Source organism: Priestia sp. KCTC 13724 (assembly GCF_056820425.1).
The window spans coordinates 50605-60404 of record NZ_JBXDLD010000051.1; the positions used below are offsets into that span (position 1 = coordinate 50605).

General features: G+C 39.4%; 9 protein-coding genes. All 9 read right to left on the bottom strand.

The features are described from left to right. Window positions 1–22: 22 nt before the first annotated feature. Window positions 23–2824 carry an ATP-dependent DNA helicase DinG gene (dinG, locus tag AC1UFB_RS07630; protein WP_482588907.1) on the bottom strand — a complete coding sequence of 934 codons (2802 nt, stop codon included), beginning with the start codon at window positions 2822–2824 and terminating at the stop codon, window positions 23–25. A gap of 117 nt (window positions 2825–2941) precedes the next feature. Beyond that, complete coding sequence (panD, locus tag AC1UFB_RS07635) at window positions 2942–3325, bottom strand: aspartate 1-decarboxylase (RefSeq protein WP_076513283.1); 384 nt, start codon at window positions 3323–3325, stop codon at window positions 2942–2944. A 21-nt stretch (window positions 3326–3346) separates the two neighbouring features. Then, window positions 3347–4192 carry a pantoate--beta-alanine ligase gene (gene panC, locus AC1UFB_RS07640; protein ID WP_025907357.1) on the bottom strand — a complete coding sequence of 282 codons (846 nt, stop codon included), beginning with the start codon at window positions 4190–4192 and terminating at the stop codon, window positions 3347–3349. Between the two features lies 1 nt (window position 4193). Then, window positions 4194–5027: a 3-methyl-2-oxobutanoate hydroxymethyltransferase gene (gene panB / locus AC1UFB_RS07645; protein ID WP_100348197.1), complete on the bottom strand. Its 834-nt coding sequence runs from the start codon at window positions 5025–5027 to the stop codon at window positions 4194–4196. Between the two features lie 271 nt (window positions 5028–5298). After that, a complete protein-coding gene (locus AC1UFB_RS07650; RefSeq protein ID WP_061785564.1) occupies window positions 5299–6285 on the bottom strand; it encodes a biotin--[acetyl-CoA-carboxylase] ligase in 987 nt (328 codons plus the stop codon). Beyond that, window positions 6255–7460, bottom strand: a complete 1206-nt coding sequence (locus tag AC1UFB_RS07655; protein ID WP_100347456.1) for a CCA tRNA nucleotidyltransferase — start codon at window positions 7458–7460, stop codon at window positions 6255–6257. The genes AC1UFB_RS07650 and AC1UFB_RS07655 overlap by 31 nt, the downstream gene beginning before the upstream one ends. 15 nt (window positions 7461–7475) lie before the next feature. Continuing rightward, the gene (bshA, locus tag AC1UFB_RS07660) at window positions 7476–8603 is read right to left on the bottom strand and encodes an N-acetyl-alpha-D-glucosaminyl L-malate synthase BshA (protein ID WP_061785565.1); all 1128 of its coding nucleotides are present in this window, start codon (window positions 8601–8603) and stop codon (window positions 7476–7478) included. Next, window positions 8600–9313: a bacillithiol biosynthesis deacetylase BshB1 gene (gene bshB1 / locus AC1UFB_RS07665; RefSeq protein WP_025907348.1), complete on the bottom strand. Its 714-nt coding sequence runs from the start codon at window positions 9311–9313 to the stop codon at window positions 8600–8602. The genes bshA and bshB1 overlap by 4 nt, the downstream gene beginning before the upstream one ends. An 11-nt stretch (window positions 9314–9324) precedes the next feature. After that, window positions 9325–9723 carry a methylglyoxal synthase gene (gene mgsA, locus AC1UFB_RS07670; RefSeq protein ID WP_025907347.1) on the bottom strand — a complete coding sequence of 133 codons (399 nt, stop codon included), beginning with the start codon at window positions 9721–9723 and terminating at the stop codon, window positions 9325–9327. Between the last annotated feature and the right edge of the window lie 77 nt (window positions 9724–9800).

Genomic DNA, 9800 nt, shown 5'->3' on the forward strand with positions numbered 1-9800 from the left:
AAAAGCTTTAGCACTGAGTATGCTAAAGCTTTTTTGACGTCCACCATGCTTCAAAATCATGAAGTGCTACCGAAAATGACTCACTTACGATATCTACATCCGGCAAAGAATGAAGAAAATGAGAGCCGTACATCGTTGTAATCATACGATTATCTAAAATAAAGATAGATCCTTTATCTTGCTTGGTTCGAATTAGTCTTCCGAATCCTTGCTTGAAACGAATGACAGCCTGAGGTAGTGAATAGTCCATAAATGGATTTTTCCCTTCTTTTCGGAGTTGCTCGAATTTTGCTTTTAGAAATGGATGTCGTGGTGACGCAAAAGGTAAGCGAACAATGATGAGACTAGATACTAATTCACCAGGAAGATCAATGCCTTCCCACAAGCTGTTCGTTCCTAATAAAATCGATTGTGAAAACTGCGCAAAGTCTTTTAATAATCGATTTCGATTACGGGTTGTGACTCCTTGACCAAGGATGACAAATTCCTCTAAATCATTTAGTTCTTTCATATACTGATACGTCATTTTTAACATTTCATAAGAGGTAAATAGTACAAGCATGCGCCCTTTAGTAATAGATGCGATATCTAAAATACTTTCTGCCATAATCGCACTATATTCTTCAAGCGTTACATCATTTACAGCTGGCATATCTTTTGGGATATATACTTTTGCCTGGCTTCGATAGTCAAATGGAGACGGTATCGTCATTTGAAGTGGTTGAAAATCATATAAACCAAGCTGTTCAATAATATATGAAAAAGAATGATTGACCGTTAGCGTAGCAGAAGTTAGTATAACGCTTTGCTTTTTCGCAAAAAACGTATCTGCTAACGTGTCCGCTACCGAGAGCGGTTGACGATATAAAAAAGTAGCGTTTGCCGCTCCTTTTGGCTCTATTTCAATCCACGTTACCTCTTCAAGATGCGGCTGGAAGAAAAAGTCCGCAAACTCACTCGACAGATGATGAAATTGTTCAATTGCGCTTGTTAACTCATGAATATGGGACTGTTCCCTTTTTGTAAGCTGCTCCTGATAGGAATCCATCACCTGAAAATCAGCATGTAAAAGAGATAGAATATCGTTCATTAAAAATCTCACTCGAGATGCCTGTTCCTGGATGGTATGCCAATGAAGAGTATTCTCTTCTTGAACATTATAGCGATAGCTCACTCGCCCAATTTCACTATCCGTTTGCTTATTTTTTTTCATTACATACGCATGGACAAGACGAAATAAGTCATCACACTCAATGCGAAGCTTTTCTAGCATTTCTTCTAGTTTTTTCGTATTTAGCCTTATATCATGTTTTTGACAAAGCTTATGTACTTTGTTTAACAAACCTTTATCGTCTAACAAGCCAATCCTGCTCAACAAGGCATGAATGGAAAAGTAATCTAACCTCCCTCCAAGCTCTTCGCTTGCAATCGTGTCGAAATGATGCGCTTCATCAATTACAACCTGTTCATAGCTTGGAAGTAAGTTCCGCTTACTTACAACGTCTAACAAAAGAAGACGGTGATTTGTAATGATAATCTGAGCTTGTGCTGCACGCTCCTGTGCACGATTATAAAAAGAATGTTGGTTCCACGGATGCTTAAAGTCTAAGTGGGAAGGATTGCTTTCATTCAGCTGTTCCCAAAATAGTTTTCCACCTGACGGTAAGTTGATTTCATCAACATCGCCTGTGTCCGTCTCCGTCAACCAAATCAATAGCTTTGCTTTCGTTAGAATAACATCATAGTTATGGTTGCGCTCTTTTAAAAACTGATTAAATTTCCGAATGCTAAGATAATGTTCACGCCCCTTTAAAACTGCTGCGCTTAGCTCAAATGGCATAAGCTTTTTTAACATTGGTATATCTCTTTCCATTAGCTGTTGTTGTAACGTTACAGTATGCGTTGAAACAACTACTGGCTTTTTATGCTGTTGAGCATAAAAAGCAGACGGAATTAGATAAGCAATCGTTTTTCCAATACCAGTTCCCGCTTCAATAAGTGCGTGTTCGTTATCCATTAAGCTCTCATGGACTGCATTCATCATTTTTTCTTGACCCGTTCTCTTTTCAAATGAGCTAAACACTGATGCTAAAGTTTCCCTTTGTTCTTGAAACTCCTCGTATGTAACAAGAACTTCCGATGGCTTCACAACAGGCCTTTGCTTTCTAAGCGCTAAGCCATGAACAAAATCATAACCTTCATGATAATCATCTTGCTTTTCATTCATTATACCTTGAATCAACTCACCAATCTCACTTTTCAAATGCAAAGACAGCGTGTATAGCTGCTTTAATGTTGCAAGAGGAAGACTATTTAATTTTTCCATTAATAGAAGTAAGATCTTCGCCGTCACTTCAGCATCACTGTCAGCTTGATGAGGCTGATCATGATTTAAATTTAAATATTCAGCCAGCTGATTGAGCTTATACCCCTCTACTGTAGGGAGAAGCATACGCGCTAATTCGACCGTATCCACCGTGGATGGATACAGCTTATCATACCCGCTTTGAGCTAATGATTCCTGTAAGAAATTAAGGTCAAAAGCAACGTTATGTGCTACAAAATAAGCATCTTCTAACAGTTCAATAATTTTCTCGGAAATATCCTCAAACGTCGGGGCATCTTCGACCATTTTTTGATGAATATTTGTCAGTTGTGAAATAAAAGGAGGAATTGGTATATTGGGGTTCAAAAACGTTGAGAAACGCTCAACTATGCGACCGTTTGCAACAACCACGGCTGCAAATTGAATAATTTGATCTCCTTGTTTTGGAGAATGTCCTGTCGTCTCTAAATCAACAACAACAAAGCGTTTATTCATCATCATGACCTCACCTGCCTGTTCTTATAGTATAAAAGAAAATACATGCTTCTATACGAAACTACTTATGTAGAGCTTATATTCGCTCAAAAAAATCCCCCTCGATTAAGGGGGATAATATTATAAAATTGTACCAGCTGGCTCTTGTTTAAGCAATTGTTTAATTTTGTTGTGTTCATCCATAATGGCTACCGTTGGATGGTGATCAGCTACTTTTTCTTCAGCTACTAGTACATAAGAGATAATAATAACAACGTCTCCAGGCTGTACAAGGCGTGCTGCCGCACCATTTAAACAAACAACCCCGCTGCCTCTCTCTCCCGGTATAACATACGTCTCTAAGCGAGCACCATTATTATTGTTTACGATTTGCACCTTTTCATTTGGCTGGATACCTACAGCTTCAATTAAGTCTTCGTCAATCGTAATACTTCCTACATAATTTAAATTTGCTTCTGTTACATGTGCTCTATGAATTTTTGCATTCATCATTGTTCGGAACATCGTGAAACCCTCTTTCTATGGTCAAATTTCCATAATAATATTATCAATTAATCGAGCTTTAGAGAATTGTATAGCAATTGCAATAATAAACTGCCCATCTAGCTTGTCTAAAGGCTTTAGCTCTGGGTAAGAATAAATTGCTACGTAATCTATTGTACCGCTTGTATTCTTTTTAATCGTTCTTTCAATTTCCGTTTTAACCATTTCAACGTCACGTTCGCCACTTTCAATTAACTGCTTGGCTTTTTGCAAGCTTTGATATAAGGCTGGCGCTTCTTTACGTTCAGAATCTAGCAAGTTTACGTTTCTTGAACTTTTTGCTAAGCCATCTTCTTCACGCACCGTATCAACTGCCACGAGCTCAATTGGGAACTTAAAATCAGTAATCAACCCATGCACCACGGCTACTTGCTGAGCATCCTTTTTCCCAAAGTATGCTCGGTTTGGCTGCACGAGATGGAATAGTTTTGTCAGCACTGTTGCAACACCGTCAAAATGTCCTGGACGCTTTGCTCCACAAAGTACATCCACACGATCAATAACCGATATGGAAACAGAAGCTTGACCAGGATACATTTCAGCTACGCTTGGATAGAACAAATAGTCAGCTGCCTCCGCTTTTGCCAAGCGTTCATCACGTTCAAAATCTCGTGGATACGTATCAAAATCTTCGTTTGGTCCAAACTGAGTTGGATTAACAAAGATACTTAAAACCACAATATCATTCTCAGCACGTGCCTGCTTAAGTAATGCGAGGTGACCTTCATGTAGAAACCCCATCGTCGGTACAAATCCAATTGTTTTTCCTTGATGCTGAAGCTTGATTGAAAGCTCCTGCATGTCCTTGGCAGTAGAGATTACTTTCATCTTACTTCCCCCCATATAAAGCCGTTAGCTGTTCATCATTCATGGTAAATGTATGACTCTCTTCCGGAAATTCACGAGCTTTAACATCATGCACATACTGGGACAGACCTTTTTTTGCAACGTCCCCAATGTTACCAAACGGCTTAACAAATTTCGGAAAGCGCTCAACCCCATACGTCAATACATCGTGATAGACGAGCACTTGACCATCTGTTTCCTTTCCTGCTCCAATTCCAATAGTTGGAACGCTTAGTCTGGTAGAAATATCTTTAGCCACCTGTTTAGGTACACACTCTAAAACCACTGCAATTGCACCAGCTTGCTCACATTTCACGGCATCTTCAATCAACTTTTTCGCTCCGCTCGCTTCTTTACCTTGTACCTTATATCCCCCAAGAACTCCAACAGACTGAGGTGTTAAGCCAAGATGAGCGATAACCGGAATTCCTGCTTGGGTTAATTCTGAAATTGTAAAAATAACTTCGTCTGCGCCTTCTACCTTTAGAGCATGCGCCCCACTTTCTTGCATAATTCGAGCGGCTTGTTTCATCGTTTCTTCTCTTGAAATATGATAAGACATAAAAGGCATATCTGTTACGATAAATGTATTAGGCGCGCCTCTTTTCACCGCTTTTGTATGATGAATCATATCATCGACCGTCACTGGAATCGTTGAGTCGTATCCTAACACAACCATTCCTAATGAGTCTCCTACTAAAATCATGTCCACTTCTGATGCTTCCGCATATTTCGCAGACGGGTAGTCGTAAGCAGTAAGCATCACAATTGGTTCTTGTTGCTGTTTCATTTTTAAAAAATCCAGCTTCGTTTTCAACATAAATCTCCTCCTATACTAGAGGAGATGACAACGCAAAAAACCTTCTTACACTAAAGCGGAAGAAGGTTTTTGACAAAAGTAGTCTATAGCTAAACAGCGTGCTTAAACGCACACGCTTGTCCTTATATATTGTCATCCCTCTGTCCTAGTCTTTTTTAGATCAAGGCAGTTCGTAAACGATAAATTATAAAAAAGAGTATCAGGTGAAGTTCTGTCGATACTACCCTGATACTCGTATTATAAAGAAATATTCTTACATTTTCTAGTTTTATTTCGAAGAGAGTTCAATATCAGCGGAATGAATGTGATGAACCGTTCCGTTATCGTCCTCTAACAGCAGGACGCCATCGTTTGTAATCCCCTTTGCATGCCCTTCAATCGTTGCTTTTAAAGTGCGTGCAATAATCCGCTTTCCAATGCTAATAGAATAAGATTCCCATAAATGCTTTACTAATCCAAAACCATTTTCCAAGTAATCTTCATACAAAGATTCCATCTTTAAGAAAATCGCTTGCATAAGGGCCGCGCGATTCACTTCTTTTTGCTCTTCAATTGATAAAGAAGTAGCCAAGTGTTGAATGTCGGAATCAAAATGTTCTAGCTTTTGATTGACATTGATTCCTATCCCAATAATAACAGAGTGAACTTGCTCAACATCAGCTTGCATTTCAGTTAAAATTCCTACTAGCTTTTTATTGTTCACTAAAATATCATTTGGCCATTTGATATCAGGTAGCACATTCGTTACTTCTTGTATCGCTTGTACAATCGCTACAGCGGCTAATAGGGTCAGCTGTGGTGCATGCTGTGGTGGAATGGCAGGTCGTAAAATAATGCTCATCCATACTCCCGTATATTTAGGAGAGTACCATTTGCGAGCAAGGCGACCTCGACCAGCTGTTTGCTCTTCCGCTACAATCACCGTTCCTTCTACAGCTCCTTCTTGAGCAAGACGATGCGCAATTTTTTGTGTTGACTCCACGGTTTCCTCATAGTGAAGGTTTTGACCAATTTTTTTCGTATGCAGGCCAAGAAGCAGCTCGTTTGTACTTACTTTATTAGGCTTAGTGACAATACGATAGCCTTTCTTTCGAACAGCTTCCAGTTCATAACCTTCTTTTCGTAAGTCTTCAATATGTTTCCACACCGCCGTTCTTGAACAGCCTAGCAAGTCGCTAATGCGCTGGCCAGATACATATTCACCCTCTGCGTTTGTAAACATCTCTAATAACGTTCTTCTAATATCTGTTTGCAAGACTGAATCCACTCCTTTATCGACGCTTTGCTATTTTTCATTTCACCATTTAATACTTTCATTTCTATGGTTTGTAACAAGGCTGAAAGCCATGGACCGCCCTTACGATTTAGCCACGTCATAACATCTTGCCCCGTGATAGCAAGCTCTTTCATAGAGTGAATAGGAAGCTCTCGATAACGAGAAACAAGCAAGGTTGTATGCAGATAATTAGTACTTCTCACTAATTGTAAAATTCGATTTACTCTTAAAGAAGACTCTTCTCCAAGTTTATACATCGTTTCTTTTGACCAACCATTTTTTAATACGTCCTCAAGTCCACCAAGCTGAAGCTTCACGGATTTTATTTGTCGATTAGCAAGCTTCCATTTACGTAAAAATGGATCTAAATCAACGCCTAGTAAATAAAGAAGAAGCGTCCAACATTCCGATATATCTTCAAGCATCATCCAGTCGTATTTACACAAGCGTCGAAAAGCTTCTTCACCAATATCTAATCCCGGCAAATGCTCATATAATTTAGTGTCTGCTATAAGCGCAAGAGCTAAAGAGGGGCGTTTACCCAAAAGAAGCTTCTCAAACTCAATGGTAATTCGTTCAACTGATACGTGCTTCAATAGATTTCCATGCTCTGAAATAGCTCTCTTCGTTTTATCTGAAATAGAAAACGCTAGTTGACTCACAAAACGAACAGCTCTCATCATTCGCAGCGCGTCTTCATGAAAACGTTCTTCTGGATTCCCTACCGTACGAATAAGTTGGTTACGTAGATCCTCTCTGCCATTAAACGGATCAATAATTTCACCTTTTTCATTCATAGCCATAGCGTTGATGGTAAAATCACGACGTTTTAGATCTTCCACCAGTGATGAGATAAACTGAACAGATGTCGGGCGTCTAAAATCTGCATATTCCCCTTCTGAACGAAAGGTAGTCACTTCATATTGCTCTCCTTCATGAAGCACCACAACGGTCCCATGCTCAATCCCCACATGAATTGTTTTTGGAAATAGACTCATAACATCGTCAGGACGAGCAGATGTCGCGATATCTACATCACCTACTTTTCGCTGCAAAATCATATCTCGAACAGCACCACCAACAAAATAAGCTTCGTGTCCGGCTTGTTGTAGTGTGTGAATAATAAATAATGGATGGATGAAAGGCTCTTTCATAATATCCTCCATTCCTTAACGTTGTAAAAGATTGTAATAAAGCTGTTCATATTGGTTTACAATCTCCGTTGAATGAAATTTTTGATTCACTGCCTGTAAAGCTCCTCTGCTTATTTGTTGATGAAGCTGTTGATCACTTAACAATTGCACTGCTTTACTCGCAGCTGTTTCAACGTCCCCTAATTCACAAATATAACCTGTTACACCATCTTCAATAACCTCTGGAATACCACCGATTCTTGTGCCAATACAAGGTACGCCACAAGCCATGGCTTCTAGTAGTACGAGACCAAAACTTTCTTTTTCAGAAAACAGAAGCTTTAAATCACTAATGGAGTAGAGCTCCGCTACATTATCTTGCTTCCCTAAAAACAGTACAGCATCCTCAAGGTTCAATTCTTTTACAAGCTGACTTACATTTCTCATATCCGGACCGTCCCCAACGAGCAAAAGCTTAGAAGGAATGCGCTCATGGATTCGTTTAAACGTACGCACAACATCTTGTACTCTTTTAACTTGACGAAAATTTGAAACGTGAATAATGACCTTTTCATCGTCTGAAATACCGTAGTCCTGCTTTAAATTACCAACATCTTTACGATGGTACTCTCGCTCATCGATAAAATTATAAACTGTACAAATATCTTTATCTGGATTAATGAGCTGATTCGTTTGCTCAATTAACGCATCAGATACAGCAGTTACACAATCCGATTTTTCAATTGCAAATTTGATTAGTTCTGTTAAAGACGAGTCTTCTCCAAGAACCGTAATATCCGTCCCGTGAAGCGTCGTTACTATTTTTAGATTTGGTGACACCATTTGCTTAGCTAGAAACGCACACACCGCATGCGGAATGGCATAATGAGCATGAATTAAATCTAATTTCTCACGCTGTGCAACTTCTGCCATCTTACTTGCTAGTGCTAAATCGTAAGGTGGATACTTAAATACAGAATACTGGTTCACTTCTACTTCATGAAAATAAATATTTGGATATACCTTATTTAAGCGAAAAGGCATACTTGAGGAAATGAAGTGAATTTCGTGTCCCTTTTCTGCAAGGAGCTTTCCTAATTCAGTTGCGATGACACCAGAACCACCAACTGAAGGATAACACGTGATACCAATTTTTAATTTCATCTACCGCCACCTACTAAATCATCATAAATAAGCAGCGGCTTCTTAGAAAGAAAGCCTTCTGCATACTGAACGCCTACTTCTTTTCCAAACATGCGCTCTCGGCTTTCAACTGTTTCTATATACCCGTTGACCAACGGCGTCTCCACGCTTCCTGCTTGTTTGATGAACTGACTTTCATAAGCTTGTAAGCTTTGCTTTTTCTTTTCAAATGTATTCGTTACATCAACAGCAAAATCGGGTTTATGAAAACCATTAATCATATAAAAATACAGTCCATCCGGTCGATGAGACCCCACGTTTTGCTCTGCCGTATAGTTGCGAATTCCAGCTGAAAATACGGCTTCTTCCACTAGGCGCGCGCAGTTTCCATGATCCGGATGACGATCATCAAAATAAGGAGCAAACACAAGTTTTGGCTGATATTTGCGTATTACCGATACAATTTCTCTAATGTAGGATCGCTGTAACAAAAGTCCTCTATCCGGCATCTGTAATTGAACTCGCTTGTATATACCAAGAAGTTGTCCCGCCTTTTCAGCCTCTTGTTTGCGTAGCTCTACCGTTCCGTTTGACGATAGTTCTGCTTCTGTCAAATCACAGATAACAACTTTTAAACCTTGCTCAGTCATCTTGGCGATAGTGCCGCCCATGCCGATTTCAACATCATCAGCATGAGCTCCAAAAGCAAGAACATCTATTTTTTCAATCATTTTATTTCACCCTATTGTTTTAAAATTGAACGCCACTGTAAATCTCCTCGCTCTAAACCATGGATTAAAACCTCAGCTGTTCCCATATTGGTTGCGAGTGGAATAGCATACACATCACATAGGCGCATAAGTGCTGATACGTCTGGCTCATGAGGTTGAGCTGTAAGCGGATCACGAAAGAAGATAATCATATCCATTTTATTCTGTGCAACAAGAGCACCAATTTCTTGGTCTCCACCTAATGGACCCGATTGAAAACGATGAATCGATAATCCTGTCGCTTCAGAGATTCGCATTCCCGTTGTACCCGTTGCAAAAAGCTCATGGTTCTTTAGAATATGTTGGTAAGCAGTTGTAAATTGAACCATGTCATTTTTCTTTTTATCATGTGCAATTAATGCTATTTTCATATATGACTCTCCCTCTATAAATGTTGATTTATCAACGGTTTGAGCCGTTGGTGGGGTGTCAAAAAAATATTTTTCGA